Source organism: Mycobacterium sp. UNC410CL29Cvi84 (assembly GCF_000686745.1).
In the GTDB taxonomy this organism is placed as follows: Bacteria; Actinomycetota; Actinomycetes; order Mycobacteriales; family Mycobacteriaceae; genus Mycobacterium; species Mycobacterium mucogenicum_B.
The window spans coordinates 103,890-119,067 of sequence record NZ_JMLM01000001.1; the positions used below are offsets into that span (position 1 = coordinate 103,890).

Below are 15,178 nucleotides of genomic sequence, written 5' to 3' on the forward strand. Positions count from 1 at the left end.
GTTGTCAGAAACTTGTGGTGCGATCCTGATTCCATGACCGGCCAACAGAACGAGCACGGCCACCTGCATGCCCGTCGGCTCCTGGAGAACAACGTCCTCCATCACCCGGCGGTCATCCAGGAGGCCGTCAAGCGCAACCAGAATCTGCAACTACGCGTGGCGGATGCCATCACCGCCTTCGCCGGATCGATGAGCTTCGTCTACATCCACGCCGTGCTCTTCGCGGCATGGATGCTGTTCTTCGAACGCACCCCGTGGCCCACGCTGACGCTGGTGGTGTCGCTGGAGGCCATCTTCCTGTCGACCTTCGTGATGATCGGTCAGAACCGGCAGTCCGAGTTCCAGCAAGCCAAGGCCGATCACGACTTCCAGACTCAGGAAGTCGAACTCAAGACCAACACGCAGCTGACCCGTGAAATCCACGTCCTCACAACGGAATTGCACCGCCGAATCATGGCGGCCGACGACGGCAAGGCCGGCGGCCCCAGCTAGACGCCGAAGTTACGGCAGGTTCGCGACCAGCTGCTCGATGCCGACCCGCGGGCCGGTGAAGAACGGCGTCTCCTCACGGACGTGGCGGCGCGCGTCTGTGTAGCGCAGCTTCCACATCAGCTCAACGATGCGGGCCAGGTCCGGACCCTCGAAGGCGAGAATCCATTCGTAGTCGCCCAGCGCGAAGGCCGGCACAGTGTTGGCGCGGACATCGGGGTACTCGCGGCCACCCATGCCGTGCTCGACGAGCATGCGGCGACGGTCGTCGTCGGGCAGCAGGTACCAGTCCAGCGACCGCACGAACGGGTAGACGCAGATGTAGTCGCCCGGGTCCTCGCCCGCGATGAACGCCGGCAGGTGGCTCTTGTTGAACTCGGCCGGACGGTGCAGCGCGACGGCGCTCCACACCGGCTCGGTGGCGGCGCCGAGCGCGGTGCGACGGAAGCCGGTGTAGGTGGCCTGCAGGTCCTCGACGCGCTCGGCGTGGGTCCACATCATGAAGTCGGCGTCGGCCCGGAAGCCCGCCACGTCATACAGCCCGCGGACGACGACGCCCGCGTCTTCGCGCTTCTTGAGGTACGCGGCAGTCTCGGCGGCGATGCCGGCCCGCGACTTCTCGTCCGCCGGCAGCTCGTCCGGCTGCACGGCGAAGACCGAGATCATCATGTACCGGGTCACCGCGTTGAGGGCGTCGTAATCGAGCTTGGCCATGCGTCTATCGTGCCCTATCGCGGAAGGCCGCCACCGACCACCTCCATGGCCGCCCGGGTTCCCGACGCCACGCACGCCGGCACCCCGATGCCGTCCAGATATCCACCCGCGACGGCCAGTCCCGTGGGCAGCCCGGCGCGCAGCTCATCGACGAGTTCGAGGTGCCCCGGACCGTACTGCGGCATGGCGTCGATCCAGCGCTGCACCAGGTAGTCCACCGGCTCGGCGGTGATCCCGAACAGCGCCCGCAGGTCCTCCAGCGACCATGCCAGCAGCCGGTCGTCGCCGACGTTGCGGGCCAGATCGTCACCGAACCGGCCGTACGACAACCGCAGCAGTTCGACGTTGCCGCCGCGTCCCCACTTGCGCGATGTGAGGGTCATCGCCTTGGAGTGCAGCGCTTCTCCCGCGGCCATCAGAACGCCGGACTGCTGCGGCAGCGGTGTGCCGCCGGGCAGCGCGAGGGCAACGACTGCCGCGGACGCGATGGGGATCAACCGCGCCATGGCCGCACTGCCCGGCGCGATGTTCTCGAGCAGCTTGGCCACGCGCGGCGCCGGCAGCGCCAGCACCACGGCGTCGGCCGACCAGTACTTGCTCTCGTCGTCACGCAGTTGCCAGGCCCGGCCCACCGAATCCAGTGCCTCGATACCGACCTGCGCCCACTGGGCGCCGGTCCGCCGGACCAGTTCGTCGAGGAGGACGGCGTACCCGCCGTCGACCGCACCGAACACCGAGGCGCTCGTGGGTGGCGCCGCGGCCAGCACCGAGGCCACCGCGGCCGTCAGACTCGGCGCGCCGCGATCGAGCGCAGCGGCCAGCGCGGGCACCGCACTGCGGATGCCGATGGTCTTGGCCGAGCCGGCATAGACGCCGGCCAGCAGCGGGTCGACCGACCGGGTCACCACCTGGGCGCCGAACCGGTCACCGACCAACTGTGCGACGGTCGGGTCGGCATCCAGCTGCCAGTTGAGGGGTCGGTTCGGCTCGCTCGCGATCTGCGCCAGTGTCGCGTCGTCGACCAGGCCGCGCAGGTTCGCGCCCGGCCCGGGGATGCCCTGCATGGTGCCCTCGGGCATCGGGTGCAACCGGCCGCCGCTGTAGATCAGCGGGCGGACGCCGGTGGTGCCGATCTGCCGCAGGCCCAGCTCTTTCAGCAGCGACGTGACCTCGGGACGACGGGCCACGAAGGCTTCGGCGCCGACGTCGAGGGTCTGACCGGCGAGCCGTTCGGTGCGCAGGACACCACCCAGCCGGTCGGCCGGATCGAAGATCGTGATGCGTGCCGCAGGGTCGGCCTGGCGCAACCGGTAGGCCGCGACCAGACCCGAAATGCCGCCGCCGACAACGCAATACGTCTTGCTCATCTACAGGCTCACAGCGAGTGGGCCAGCGCCACCGCTTCGGTGACCACACCGGGATCGGTCGACGGCAATACACCGTGGCCGAGGTTGAAGATGTGCCCGGCGGCACCGGCCTCGACGGCCCGGCGACCGTCCGCGACCACCTGGCGGACGGCGTCGTCGACCACGCGCCAGCCGGCCAGCAGCACGACCGGATCGAGGTTGCCCTGCAGTGCCTTGCCCGGACCGACCCGGTGCGCGGCGTCGACGAGGTTGGTGCGCCAGTCGACGCCGACGACCGTCGCGCCGGCCTCGCCCATGGCACCGAGCAACTCGGCGGTGCCGACGCCGAAGTGCGTCATTGGGACGCCGTGGTCTTTCAGGGCAGCGAAGATGCGGGAGCTGTGCGGCAGCACGTAGTCCCGGTAGTCGGCGAGTGACAGGGTGCCGGCCCATGAGTCGAACAGCTGGATCGCGTCGACGCCGGCGGCCAGCTGGGCGCTCAGGAACTCGATGGTGAGGTCGGTCAGCTTCTCCATCAGGTCATGCCACGTCGCCGACTCGCCGAGCATCATGGCCTTGGTCTTCTCGTGGTTGCGGCTCGGGCCGCCCTCCACGAGGTAGGAAGCGAGCGTGAACGGTGCGCCCGCGAAACCGATCAGCGGCACGTCGCCCAGTTCCCTGGTGAGCAGGCCGATGGCCTCCGCCACCGGCGCCACCTGATGCGGCTCGAGCGGCTTGATGCCCTCGACGTCATCCGGGGTCCGGATCGGGTGGGCGATCACCGGCCCGACGTCCGGGACGATGTCCAGATCGATCCCGGCGGCCTTGAGCGGCACCACGATGTCCGAGAACAAGATGGCGGCGTCGACGCCGTGCCGGCGCACCGGCTGCATGGTGATCTCGCAGACCAGCTCCGGGTTGAAACACGCCGAGAGCATGGTGTGGGTGGCGCGCAGGGCGCGGTACTCGGGCAGGGACCGGCCGGCCTGCCGCATCATCCACACCGGGGTCCGGTCCGGGGTGCGGCCGTTGGCGGCAGCCAGATAGGGCGATTGCGGCAGTTCACGACGGGTGCTCATCACCGCTAATGCTGCCATGTCCGCATCGGCCGCTTATACCCTGTCGCGCGGCCAAATATCGGGCTATCGGCGCGCCTGCTTACGCGACCGGCCAGATCGGGCTAGCGTCCCAGAATGTGACCTCCGCCGAGCCGGCCCAATTCCGCACTGCTGTTGCGGCAATGAACGCCGCCACCGTGCGCCCGGAGATCGAACTCGGCCCGATCCGTCCGCCCCAGCGGCTGGCTCCCTTCAGCTACGCGCTGGGCGCAGAGGTGCGTCATCCCGACGCCTCCGTGGTCCCGGAAAGCTCGGAGGGCGACGCCTTCGGACGTCTGATCCTGCTGCACGATCCCGAAGGTGCTGAAGCCTGGGACGGCACCATGCGTCTCGTCGCCTACATCCAGGCTGATCTCGATTCCACCGAGGCCGTCGACCCACTGCTGCCCGAGGTGGCGTGGAGCTGGCTGGTCGATGCGCTCGAGTCGCACGCCGACGGCGTCACCGCCCTGGGCGGCACGGTCACCGCGACGACGTCGGTGCGGTACGGCGACATCTCCGGCCCGCCGCGTGCCCACCAGCTGGAGCTGCGGGCGTCGTGGACCGCGACGTCGCTCGAACTGGGACCGCATGTGCAGGCGTTCTGTGAGGTGCTCGAGCACGCCGCCGGACTGCCGCCTGCGGGCGTGACCGATCTGGGTTCGCGCACGCGCGCGTGACCGCATGACTGACGCTGATCCGGTCGAGACGTCTGACGACGATCCCGACGTCACTCCCCTGCTGGCACCCGCCGACGGCGTGCCTGCCGTCGCCGTCTATGCGAGCGACATCGCCCGCGCCGGCGAGCTCCTGGCGTCCGGGCACGGCGCCTTCGCGATCGATGCCGAGCGGGCGTCGGGCTTCCGCTATTCCAACCGCGCGTACCTGATCCAGATTCGCCGCGCGGGTGCCGGTTCGGTCTTGATCGACCCCGTCAGCCACGGCATCGACCCGCTGAAGGCGCTGGCGCCGGTGGCCGAGGTCGTGAATTCCGACGAGTGGATTCTGCACGCGGCCGACCAGGATCTGCCGTGCCTGGCCGAACTGGGCATGAGGCCGCCGTCGCTGTACGACACCGAACTGGGCGGACGGCTCGCCGGCTACGACCGGGTGAACCTCGCCGCCATGGTGCAGCGGTTGTTGGGGCTGGGGCTGAAGAAGGGCCACGGCGCCGCCGACTGGTCCAAGCGACCGCTGCCCGCGGACTGGCTGAACTACGCGGCGCTGGACGTCGAGGTGCTCCTGGAGTTGCGTGCCGCGGTGGCCGCGGAACTCGAGTCGCAAGGCAAAACCGAATGGGCCGCACAGGAATTCGAGTACATGCGGACCGTCGAACCCACCCCGACCCGGCGCGACCGCTGGCGGCGGACCTCGGGTATCCACAAGGTCCGCAACGGCCAGGCGCTGGCCGCGGTGCGCGAGCTGTGGCAGACGCGCGACCTGATCGCACAGCGGCGGGACATCGCGCCCGGCCGCATCCTGCCCGACTCGGCGATCATCGCGGCGGCCGTCGCCAATCCGGACACCATCGAAAAGCTCACGGCGCTACCGATTTTCGGCGGCTCGCGGCAGAAGCGCAGTGCCCAGGTGTGGCTCGACGCGCTGACCCGGGCCCGGGCGGCCGATCCCCCGGCGTCCGAACCGAACAACGGGCTGCCGCCACCGGCACGGTGGTCGCGCCGCAAGCCCGAGGCTTTCGAACGGCTGGAAAAGTGCCGCGCCGGGCTTTCCGAACTGTCCGAACGGGTTTCGGTACCGACAGAGAATCTGCTGACACCCGAGACCGTGCGGCGACTGTGCTGGGACTGGCAGCCGGTTCCCGACGTCGCCGCCGCGGTCGACGAATTCCTCGCCGCGGCGGGCGCCCGGCCCTGGCAGCGAGAGCTGTGCGGCCCGGTCCTGACCGCTGCCCTGTCGTCCTAGCCTTCTTCCCGCGAGCGTGCGTGTTTGCACACGGTCTCGCGGCGTGTCGCGTGCATTTTGCGCACCCTCACCGCCGGCGAGCGGTCACGGACTCCCGATCGCCGGGACGGTGTCATGCGGATGGGCGTCCTGGTAACCGGGGCAGGCGGTCTGGATTTTGAACGTGTGCCATTGGGATTCACCGCGATTCGGCGGCATGCGCCCACTGACGGTGTAGGTGTCGTCGACCTTGATACCGGTGATCTCCTGCGGGTCGGCGACAAATCCCGTCGCGTCACCATCCCGCAGTCCGACCTTCTGGACGACGATGCGGCCGACCTGCGTGAGCTGAATCCGCACCAGCTGTCCCGACTTGCCCTGCGCCAGGATGACCAGGCCTCCCCCGGCCGGCTGCCGGGTACAGACGACCGTCCCGGTGTTGATGGTGTGCGGTTCCCCGTCGAAGACGATCGAGGTGACGGTCGGCGTCCCGGACTCGCACGCACTGATCAACAGGACAGCCAGCACCGCCACCAGATCCGGGCGGTGGACGCGCATGTCGCAAGTGAACCAGTTGCCGCCGCGTTCCGCGCGCAAAAGCGCGCAGGGGTCAGCGGGCGCCGAACGGCCGCCACAACAACGGCGTGACGAACTCCAGGAAGTGCTCGAGCACGGCGTCGGGCGCTTCGATCTGCGGCCAGTGCGCGATGTCGTCGGCCAGCATCACGACGTCCGCGTTCGGGATGACCTCGCGGTACCTCGCGGCCATGTGGGCGCCCGAGTTCGGATCGGACGGGCCGTCGATCAGTCGCATGGGGATCGTCGTCTCACGCATTGCGCGCACCCAGCGGTTGCGGTGGGTGTAGCGGTCGTTGATGAAGCGGCCGACCTGGTGCATGACCTTCTTGCCGTCGTTGTAGTCGAGGATCTCGTGGAACTTGTCCATCAGTTCCTTCGACGGTTTGGTGTTGACGCCGAACATCTCGTTGATGGTCGGGTCGGCCAGCCGCCGCGACAACGGCGTGCCCTGCAGCGGGCTGATGATGTCGCCCAACGGAGTTCGCGACAACGCCTTCTGCAGCAGCCGCGGGGTATACGACTCGACGAACAGCCCACCGTTGAGCCAGGTGATCGACTCGATGTTCAGCTTGCCGTACGACTGATCACCGAACCGGTTGCGGGCCAGCAGTTCCTGGCACACCGAGTCACCGATGTCGTGGGCCAGGATATGGGCGGTCTGCACGCCGAGGTGGTCCAGCAGCGCCTCGTGCATATCGGCGTGGTCGTGCACCGAGTACTGGTACGCCGACGGCTTTGCGGAGAATCCCATGCCGATCATGTCCGGCGCGATCACGGTGAACTTCTCGATGAGCGTCGGCCAGATCAGTGACCAGTCCCAGGAATTGAACGGGTAGCCGTGGATGAGCAACAGCACCGGTCCGCTGCCGAGCTCGAGGCCGTCCTGGCGGTAGAAGATGTCGAATCCGAGGTAGTCGAAATACTGGCCGGCGGACTTCCAGGCTTCGAGTTCGTCGTGCATGGGTTGAGCGTAGGCCGCGGACAGTCTGACGTCGCCGCACCGCGTCAGCCAGGCATGTTGGCGCGCCGAATTACCATTGACAGCACGGAACAGAGAAGGACATCGGGATGATTCGGCTCCTGCTAGTGCTCGGCGTCGTCGCGGTCATCCTCGCTGTCATCATGATCCTCGGCGGCGCCGCGCTCGGGGCCGTCTTCTCATCCGATCGCAAGGCGCGCCGCCCCCTGCCGACCATGACACGGGCCTGGCTGCTGTCGATCGCCGTGGTGGTCCTGATCGGCATCGCGACGGAGGGCATCCTGCTGCTGCCCGCCATGGGCATCGCCGCCATCGGGTTGTTGATCATGCACATCGTGATCGACAGTCGGTCCGGCTCCACGACTGCGCGCGAACCGTCATCCCAGGAATTGGTACGGGCGCGGCTTGTTGAGGAGTTCGGAGACGACGGTATCGAGCTGCTCGACGGCGCACAGGCCGCCATCGAGCGGATCGAGCGCTCGGACGCCGCGGTCGACGGCTGGCTCGGTAACGACCTCGACTTCACCGGCGACCTGACGGCAATCCGTGAAAACTGCCGAGCCACACAAGAGCTCAAGGGCTTGATCACAGAGCTCGGCGGGATCGCCGAGCCCGATTCAGACGATCTGGCGATGCTGGAGGACGCTCGGGCGAAAGTTCGGGAGCTGGGGTCACGGTCGTGGGCGCGGGTGTATGCCTTGCAGGGATGCGCTGAGAAGGCCGAGGAGATCGACCAGTCGCTGCGCGACGACCGCGCCCGGGCACAGCTCGCGGAAAAGCGCGACGACATCCGCAGCCGCATGGCCGCGAGGTTGTACGGCGTCGAGGCGGCACCGGCTCAGACCCCGTCGTCGTCGGTGGACAAGATCACCGCGCTCGCGGAGGCGTATCAGGAGATCCGGGGCAAGATCGACCGCGACGGCCGGGACCGTTTCGCATGACCCACGACCCCGAACCGTCGGATGGCGAAACGCCGACTCGCCCATGGCTTCCGACACATTGGGCCTGGTTCGCGGGAATCGTGGGAGGACTCGGAGTCATTGGGTGCGGCTTCGCATTCCTGCTGATGCTCCCGCTGGCGATGGCCACCGACGGCTGCCACGACGGCAGCACCGACTGGGTGTGCACGCTGTCAGCGCGCGGTCAGAATTTCCTCATCGCCATTCCATGGCTGTGTCTGATGGCGGGCATCGTCGCCGCCGTGGTGACCGCTGCCTTGGCGGCACGTCGACGCTGGAGTCCATTGATCGGCATACCCATTGGCCTCGTTGTCGCCTGGGCAATGATCCCGGTAGGGAAAGCGATCGCGCTGCACGTGTGAGTCGTCCGCAAGTCCGGTCGCGACAACTGGGGCTTTTCGTTGCATTCGTCGTTGTACGTCAGAGCTTTGGTATCCAGCCAGACCACGACGGCGACAAGACAAACCCTCGACCCCGAGGGTCTTTGCAGGCGGTCATTTTCTTGTCATCCACACCGCAAGTGTCCCCAAATACCGTCAGTGTGTGGAATGGCGGAAGTACCTTGGCCGACGCCTTAGTGACACATCCTGTGTCAGTGACTTTTCGTGGCTCTGAATTCGTACCGATTGCGTTTTCCTCATAGATACCTTCTTGAGGATCGCAACGCGCTGACTCGATGCCAGGCAAGTTATTGCCGACGCAACTCGCGGAAGGAGATTCTCCGTAGGTACATCGGATACCGTCAGGAGTACTGAAACCGTATGTGGTTATTTTGTTGGGACGGCCGGGATTATCGGACTCCCATTTGTATTCGTCTGGCCCAACCGGGACGTAGCCGCTCAAATCGGGGAACTTCCCCGGTTCCACCGAACGGGATAGCTCGCTGTGAATTGACGGACGCGCAGCAGCGTCACAAGCTGACGGCAGCACCATCAAGGTGGAAAACAGCGATACGACAATCAGGCGAGTGATCATTCACACCTTTGGTATCCAGCCCGACCAGGACGGAGACAATACGAAACCTTGACCTTGTGGGTCCTTGCACGCCGTCATGCCTTTGTCATCCACACCGCAAACCACACCGTTGACCGTCAGTGTGTGGAATGGAGGAAGAACTTTGTGCGGCGGCGAATCCTCCGAGCAATTCGAGCTACCCCTAGGCCATTGCTGCAGACCTCGACTCGTACTCATTACGTTGTAGCGGTAGATACCTTGCACGGAATCGCATGTTGCGGGAGAAACTGCGGGAAGGTTGTTACCTCCGCAGGACGCTGAGGCAGGTTTGCCAAAACTGCATCGAACCCCATCAGGAGTATCGAACGCGTATTTGATGAGTTTTTCGGGGCGGCCCGGGTTGTCGAGCGCTTGCGCATAGTCATCAGGGTTTGCGGGTGTGTAGCCGCTCATATCGGGGAATGCCACTGGTCCACCAGATTCATGCGGTTCCGCAGAAGCGGTGCAAGCGGAAGTCAAGACGATCGACGCAAGAAGCACCAGAGTAAGTGCGAACCGAATCATCTTGATCGTTCCTCTCGATGGTGGTAGCTGCGGTTGTCCCTAGCGGGGCTTGACATTGACATGAATATCCTGCACGTCGTAATGCACCGGACCGATGGGATGCTTGTCCGCATCTACCGGCTGAAACCACTGGCTGCCAAACAAACCGAGATTATCCAGTGTCGAGCCGGGCAGAATGTAGCCGCCGTACGGCGCTGGCACGTGGTTCGGTGCTCCCGAGGCATTGTCCATCACCACAATCGGGGCTCCACCCGGCCTAACGACGTTAGTTTGGCTGTCGCCAACGTGTACCTCGACTGTAGGCATGTTCGTATCACCGTCGCCACTATGGAGGTTCGTGCCTGCGAGAACCGGTTTACCTTCAACCTCCCGGAAGCTCAGTTCTCCCCAGTTCTGACCGTCAGGTGTGATTGTCGAGGTCGCTGGCTGTCCCGCCGCGCCCCAGGTGTTGTTGCCCGGGTTGTACGGTTCCCACGCCCCGCGGTCGCTGATGTGCGCGGGATCAACCCGATACATGGAGACGCCTTGGCTGCGGTCGAACGCATCCGCGGCGATGTACACCTTGCCGTCACTGCCTTGGTAGCCGCTGAATTGAGTTGGCAACGTGGGGTTGTCGGCGACAGACCTATAACTCCCCTCGATCGGCTTCCAGCCGGCAGCCGGATCGTTCGTGACCTTTACCAGCCACGAGCCCTTCGGGCTCAGGCCCTCGCTCGTGTTGGTGCCCACAACCATCATGTAGGTGTCGTTGCCGATCTTGACGCTGCCCGCCGGCAGCGCGTTGTTGGCCCCCGCCGCGCGAGCCGCATCAGGTATCGGGAAGAGGGTATGCGGTCCCGGTGATTCATTTGGCAACCCGCTGTTGAGGTTGGTCCCGGTCAGCGGCGCACCGAAATGAGGCTTGCCGTTTCTGTCGAATGTCACAGGCACCGCAACTGAGGGATAGTGCTCATTCCCAGGTCCGCCGACCTGGGGGTTGGCATAGGAGTCCCCGAAAATTGCCACCTTTGTGCCGTCCGGCAGTGTGATGACCTCGCCGAGATCCGCTGCGCGAATCCCGGGGATAGCGTCGGGGCTGTCGGTCCCGGCGATCGGCCCCTTGTTTCGGACCTCACCGGGTGCGAGCGGCCCCTCACCGGTCAGTCCCAGCAGCTCTGCCAGTGTCGTCGGCGTTTTCGTCGGTTCCGGCAACCCTGTCGCCTTCGCGATCGCTTTGGCCAGATCAGCGTCGATTCGGTCGCCTTCGGCCTGCGCATCGGCGATCCGTGCCTCCAGATCGGCGATCTTCTTCGATACTTTCAGTTTGGTCTCATCATCGAGATAGTCGTAGTTCGCTGGAACGCTCACCTTGTTGGTTGTTTGATCAACTTCCACCGCCGGTGCTGCGGCCGCATCGTCGAGAATCGCTTTCACAGTGGTAGCGAGGGCGGTGGCGTCTTGTTCTGCGTGGTCCATCGCGGCCGCCGCCGATGACAAGTCCTCTGACCTGACGTTGTGAGCCGCGGCGCTCATCAACATCGACAGCATCGCCTCCTGCGCAGCCTGACCTTGCCACGTGGAGGTTTTCACCAACTGTTGGTAGAGCTCCGCAGAGTTCGCGTGGTTGACCGACGCGTCACGCGTAGCTTTGGCCAGCCCTGCGATCTCAGAAACCCACTCCCGCAGCACCTGCAGCAACACGAGTTCAGATCACAACCCTGTGTCGGTGATTCGCGCCGCGCCACTGCTATCAGTGCGTTCATATGCACCCGCAGCCCCGCGGTGTCCCTCGGCGTGTGACGTGAAGCGTTTACCAAAATGTGCGCCGTCCGCTTCCCACGCAGCCAGCATTTCCGGTAGTGCAGCGGCCGACAGTCCCGAGCCCAGCGCCGCTTGGCTTGCCGCAGCATGCGCCTTGAGATGTTCGGTGGAGAAATCACTGCTGTGACCATCCAAGCGGTCAGCAGTCATTCGCAGCTCGATTGGATCGACCTTCAACGGATCGCTCGGCACGGCCACTTAACCCCCCTCAAACTAGCCCCCACAGAAAATGATAGGGCCGCCCGGCAACGGTCGCCGACGGCAATTTCACCGCCCCAGTCGTAGCCAAACGACGACGGCACCGGTCAATCTGCGCGCACACGGCGGGGAGCTGGGCTCGCGGCAGTGCACTCGATCCTTGGCGAAATTCGTTTCGGTTCACCCGAACTCGAGTGTGCGCCTGCCGAACTTGTACAGCACGAAGGGCGCGGGCAGAAATGTCCCGCCGCTCGAGCGAGCGGCCCCAAAATGCACGCGACACACCGGGATTGGGCGTACAAACACGGCCGCTCGCGGGAGATTACTGGGAGGCGATGTCGACCGAGCTGCCGAGGGCGGCGACCCAGCCGGTGACCTGGCGGGCGATGTCCTGGTCGGTCAGACCGAGCGACACCAGGACCTCACTGCGGGTGGCATGGTCCTGGAACTCCTGGGGCACGCCGACGTCGCGGCACGGCACGTCGATCTCGGCACGCCGCAGCGATGCCGACACTGCGGAGCCGATGCCGCCGGCGACCCCGTTGTCCTCAAGTGTCACAACGAGTTTGTGGGCGCGGGCCAGGTCGGCGATGGCCGCCGGGACCGGGAGCACCCAGCGGGGGTCGACGACCGTCACACCGATGCCCTGCTTGCGCAACCGGTCGGCGACCAACAGCGCCATCCGGGCGAACGCGCCCACCGCGACCAGCAGCACGTCGTCGGGCAGACCGTCGGCAGGCTCGGTCAGGATGTCGACGCCGTGCTGGCGGCGGACGGCCGGAATGTCGTCGCCGACCGCACCCTTCGGGAAGCGGACGGCGGTCGGCCCGTCATCGACGGCCAGTGCCTCACCGAGTTCCTCACGCAGCCGGGCGGCATCGCGCGGCGCGGCGACCTGCATGCCGGGCACGATGCCGAGCATCGACATGTCCCACACGCCGTTGTGGCTGGCGCCGTCGTTGCCGGTGACGCCGGCGCGGTCGAGAACCATCGTGACGGGCAGCTTGTGCAGCGCCACGTCCATCATGATCTGGTCGAACGCCCGGTTCAGGAACGTCGAGTAGATGGCGACGACGGGGTGCATACCGCCCATCGCCAGACCCGCGGCCGACGTCATCGCGTGCTGCTCGGCGATACCGACGTCGAAGAACCGGTCCGGGAAACGCTGCCGGAACGCCGACAGACCCGTCGGCCCCGGCATGGCCGCGGTGATCGCGACGATGTCGCGCCGCTTCGTGGCCTGCTTGATCAGCTCCTCGGAGAACACCGACGTCCAGCCCAGTACCGACTCGGCCGTGGACCGCCCGGTGTGCGGGTCGATGATGCCGGTCGAGTGCATCTGCTCGGCTTCGTCATTCTCCGCGTGCGAGTAGCCCATGCCCTTGCGGGTGACGACGTGCACGATCACCGGCGCGTTGAACCCGCGGGCGTGCCGCAGCGCCGCCTCGACGGCGTGCTCGTCGTGCCCGTCGATGGGCCCGACGTACTTGAGACCCAGATCGGTGAACAGCGCCTGCGGTGCCAGCGCGTCCTTGATGCCGGCCTTGATGCTGTGCACGCACTGGTAACAGAACTCGCCGACGACGGGCACGCCACGCAGCGCATGCTTGCCGCGTTCCAGCGCCTTCTCGTAGCCGGGCTGCAGACGCAGGGCCGCGAAGTGGTCGGCCAGGCCACCGATGGTCGGTGCGTAGCTGCGACCGTTGTCATTCACGACGATGACGATGGGCCGGTTGGCGGCCGCGATGTTGTTCAGTGCCTCCCAGCACATGCCGCCGGTGAGTGCGCCGTCACCGACGACGGCGACGACGTGGCGGTTGCGGTAACCGGAGAGTTCGAAGGCCTTGGCCAGGCCGTCGGCGTAGGACAGCGCGGTGCTGGCGTGGCTCGACTCGACCCAGTCGTGTTCACTCTCGGCGCGCGACGGGTAGCCGGACAGGCCGCCCTTCATGCGCAGGGTGTCGAAATCGGGGCACCGGCCGGTCAGCATCTTGTGGACGTAGGCCTGGTGACCGGTGTCGAAGATGATCGGATCGTGCGGCGAATCGAAGACCCGGTGCAGGGCCAGGGTCAGCTCGACGACACCCAGGTTGGGGCCGAGATGCCCGCCGGTGGCGGCCACCTTGTGCACCAGGAATTCCCTGATCTCGGCGGCAAGTTCCGTCAGCTGAGGCTGCGACAGGTGCGCCAGATCAGCTGGGCCGCGGACCTGTTCAAGCATTCCGACAGTCTACGCACGCACCCCGGGTACAGCCGGTCAAGGCTGATAGATGTCCGGCACGCCGTCGCCGTCGTCGTCGGCGATTTCCCGTTCGTGGATGCGGCGGTATGCCGCGTTGCGAGACAGCAGCAGCACCGCGGCCAGCATCCCGGCGATCACCGAACCGGTGAGCACGCCGATCTTGGCATCGGCGCCGGTGGCCGTGCCGGTACCGAACGCCAGCTCACCGATCAGCAGCGAGACCGTGAAGCCGATTCCGGCCAGCATCGCCACCCCGGCGACGTCGAGCCAGCCCAGGCCCTCGTCGAGCTCGGCGCCGGTGAATCGCGCCAGCAGGAATGTGGTGCTGAACACACCGATGGCTTTGCCGAACACCAGCCCGAGAAGGACGCCGCCGGTCACCGGATGGGTGATGGCGTCCACCAGACCGGGCCAGCCGCCGACGCTGACACCCGCGGCGAAGAACGCGAACACCGGCACCGCTACGCCGGCGGACAGCGGTCGCAGCGCATGCTCGAACGCCTCGGCCGAGGCGTGCTTGCCCAGGACCGGCACGCCGAATCCGAGCAGGACCCCGGCCACGGTGGCGTGGATACCGCTCGCATGCACCAGGGCCCAGGTCGCCACCGCCAACGGCAGCAGCAGCCACCAGTGCCGGATGCCGCGCTGCACGGCCGCCACGAACAACCCACCGGGGATGACGGCGAGCGCCAGCGCAGTCGGATTGAGGTGATCGGTGTAGAAGCACGCGATGACGATGATGGCCAGCAGGTCGTCGACCACCGCGAGCGTCAGCAGGAACGTGCGCAGCGCGGTGGGCAGATGCGTGGAGATGACGGCCAGAACGGCGAGCGCGAAGGCGATGTCCGTCGCGATCGGCACCGCCCAGCCGTCGAGATTCTCGGGATGCCCGAGCGCGAGATTCATGCCCACGAAGATGGCGGCGGGCGCCAGCATGCCGCCGACGGCGGCGGCGATGGGCAGCGCGGCGCGCGCCGGATCGCGCAGGTCGCCGGCGACGAACTCGCGTTTGAGCTCGACGCCGACGACGAAGAAGAAGATCGCCAGGAGCCCGTCGGCCGCCCAGGCCGACAGGCTCAGGTGCAGATGCCACGACTGCGGCCCGATCGCGAACTCAGACAGCGCGTGATAACTGTGCGCGGCAGGCGAATTCGCCCACACGAGGGCGGCGCCGGCCGCCAGCAACAGCAGGATGCCGCCGACGGTCTCCTTGCGGAGAATCTCGGTGAACCTCTGGGCTTCGGGCCAACTGCCGCGGGTCAGCAGCCGCCGGCGCGTGTTGCGGTTGGTCATCGGAACTCTCCTGGGCAGCGTTGAACGGCGCCGACCAGGCTTCCCGGCACACCTGTCCGCAA

The 15,178-nt window shown here is 66.4% G+C and carries 14 protein-coding genes; 5 read left to right on the top strand and 9 right to left on the bottom strand.

The window, feature by feature from the left end:
- The first annotated feature begins 33 nt into the window (after window positions 1-33).
- Window positions 34-492, top strand: coding sequence for a DUF1003 domain-containing protein (locus BR47_RS0100555; RefSeq protein ID WP_020101811.1), 459 nt, complete (start codon window positions 34-36; stop codon window positions 490-492).
- A 9-nt stretch (window positions 493-501) separates the two neighbouring features.
- Here the strand turns inward: BR47_RS0100555 and hemQ are convergent, their stop codons facing one another.
- The 3 genes from hemQ to hemE are packed head-to-tail and all read right to left on the bottom strand — an operon-like array spanning window position 502 to window position 3,628.
- Window positions 502-1,203 (bottom strand): hydrogen peroxide-dependent heme synthase, encoded by a 702-nt coding sequence (gene hemQ / locus BR47_RS0100560; protein ID WP_020101812.1) that lies wholly within the window; start codon window positions 1,201-1,203, stop codon window positions 502-504.
- Window positions 1,204-1,217: 14 nt separating this feature from the next.
- On the bottom strand, window positions 1,218-2,570 hold the full coding sequence (locus BR47_RS0100565) for a protoporphyrinogen oxidase (protein WP_029118267.1): 1,353 nt from the start codon (window positions 2,568-2,570) through the stop codon (window positions 1,218-1,220).
- A gap of 8 nt (window positions 2,571-2,578) precedes the next feature.
- Window positions 2,579-3,628 carry a uroporphyrinogen decarboxylase gene (gene hemE, locus BR47_RS0100570; RefSeq protein WP_029118268.1) on the bottom strand — a complete coding sequence of 350 codons (1,050 nt, stop codon included), beginning with the start codon at window positions 3,626-3,628 and terminating at the stop codon, window positions 2,579-2,581.
- 161 nt (window positions 3,629-3,789) lie between these two features.
- Between hemE and BR47_RS0100575 the strand changes: the two genes are divergently transcribed.
- Entirely contained in the window at window positions 3,790-4,326 is a 537-nt protein-coding gene (locus tag BR47_RS0100575; RefSeq protein ID WP_020101815.1) for a DUF3000 domain-containing protein, read from the top strand.
- A 4-nt stretch (window positions 4,327-4,330) separates the two neighbouring features.
- On the top strand, window positions 4,331-5,569 hold the full coding sequence (locus BR47_RS0100580) for an HRDC domain-containing protein (protein WP_029118269.1): 1,239 nt from the start codon (window positions 4,331-4,333) through the stop codon (window positions 5,567-5,569).
- Between the two features lie 84 nt (window positions 5,570-5,653).
- On the opposite strand, the gene BR47_RS0100585 is transcribed toward BR47_RS0100580, so the two are convergent.
- Both BR47_RS0100585 and BR47_RS0100590 read right to left on the bottom strand, forming a co-directional pair.
- A complete protein-coding gene (locus BR47_RS0100585) occupies window positions 5,654-6,106 on the bottom strand; it encodes a lipoprotein LpqH (protein ID WP_131810151.1) in 453 nt (150 codons plus the stop codon).
- Between the two features lie 52 nt (window positions 6,107-6,158).
- Complete coding sequence (locus tag BR47_RS0100590; protein ID WP_029118271.1) at window positions 6,159-7,088, bottom strand: alpha/beta fold hydrolase; 930 nt, start codon at window positions 7,086-7,088, stop codon at window positions 6,159-6,161.
- A 107-nt stretch (window positions 7,089-7,195) separates the two neighbouring features.
- Between BR47_RS0100590 and BR47_RS0100595 the strand changes: the two genes are divergently transcribed.
- Together BR47_RS0100595 and BR47_RS0100600 are read left to right on the top strand one after the other, a co-directional pair.
- Window positions 7,196-8,047, top strand: a complete 852-nt coding sequence (locus BR47_RS0100595) for a hypothetical protein (protein ID WP_020101819.1) — start codon at window positions 7,196-7,198, stop codon at window positions 8,045-8,047.
- Window positions 8,044-8,427 (top strand): hypothetical protein, encoded by a 384-nt coding sequence (locus BR47_RS0100600; protein WP_020101820.1) that lies wholly within the window; start codon window positions 8,044-8,046, stop codon window positions 8,425-8,427. Before BR47_RS0100595 ends, BR47_RS0100600 begins: the two co-directional genes overlap by 4 nt.
- A gap of 1,195 nt (window positions 8,428-9,622) precedes the next feature.
- Here BR47_RS0100600 and BR47_RS29375 read toward each other — a convergent pair.
- The 4 genes from BR47_RS29375 to nhaA form a co-directional block, all read right to left on the bottom strand.
- Window positions 9,623-11,263 carry a DUF4185 domain-containing protein gene (locus BR47_RS29375; RefSeq protein ID WP_051634539.1) on the bottom strand — a complete coding sequence of 547 codons (1,641 nt, stop codon included), beginning with the start codon at window positions 11,261-11,263 and terminating at the stop codon, window positions 9,623-9,625.
- A gap of 9 nt (window positions 11,264-11,272) precedes the next feature.
- On the bottom strand, window positions 11,273-11,581 hold the full coding sequence (locus BR47_RS32365; protein WP_081633430.1) for a type VII secretion target: 309 nt from the start codon (window positions 11,579-11,581) through the stop codon (window positions 11,273-11,275).
- A gap of 322 nt (window positions 11,582-11,903) precedes the next feature.
- Window positions 11,904-13,802, bottom strand: a complete 1,899-nt coding sequence (gene dxs / locus BR47_RS0100610; RefSeq protein WP_029118272.1) for a 1-deoxy-D-xylulose-5-phosphate synthase — start codon at window positions 13,800-13,802, stop codon at window positions 11,904-11,906.
- Between the two features lie 36 nt (window positions 13,803-13,838).
- A complete protein-coding gene (gene nhaA / locus BR47_RS0100615) occupies window positions 13,839-15,116 on the bottom strand; it encodes a Na+/H+ antiporter NhaA (RefSeq protein ID WP_029118273.1) in 1,278 nt (425 codons plus the stop codon).
- Window positions 15,117-15,178 lie beyond the last annotated feature (62 nt).